Annotated in this window: 2 protein-coding genes; both read right to left on the reverse strand. The window is 43.9% G+C overall.

Annotated elements, in window-relative coordinates:
• Positions 1-123: D-aminoacyl-tRNA deacylase (locus OOT08_RS19300; RefSeq protein WP_442916298.1), on the reverse strand; the 123-nt coding region annotated here is incomplete at its 3' end.
• A 14-nt stretch (positions 124-137) separates the two neighbouring features.
• Positions 138-236, reverse strand: a complete 99-nt coding sequence (locus tag OOT08_RS19305; RefSeq protein WP_442916299.1) for an ACT domain-containing protein — start codon at positions 234-236, stop codon at positions 138-140.
• Between the last annotated feature and the right edge of the window lie 10 nt (positions 237-246).

Consider the following 246-nt stretch of genomic DNA (forward strand, 5'->3'; position numbering starts at 1 on the left):
GTCTTCTTCTGTATCTTCATGGGTGATGCCCACAAGCAGAACAAAGCCTGACTGAATCCTTCCGGTCACTTCTCCCCCGACAGTCACAGAGGCTTCTTTACTTCTCTGCAGGACGACTTTCATGAAAGAAACCTCCCCTAGTTCATAATTCTGCGAACAGCATATACATCAGAAATTTGTTTGATTCTCTCGACAACCCTGTGTAGGTGCGAGATATTCTGTATCGAAATAGACATATTGATGGTT

Source organism: Leucobacter sp. M11 (genome assembly GCF_035726885.1).
Taxonomy (GTDB): domain Bacteria; phylum Actinomycetota; class Actinomycetes; order Actinomycetales; family Microbacteriaceae; genus JAPFRB01.

What these genes read in the sequence shown, in the direction of transcription:
- OOT08_RS19305 (WP_442916299.1), bottom strand. Translation starts at nt 236, where the DNA reads ATGTCTATTTCGATACAGAATATCTCGCACCTACACAGGGTTGTCGAG.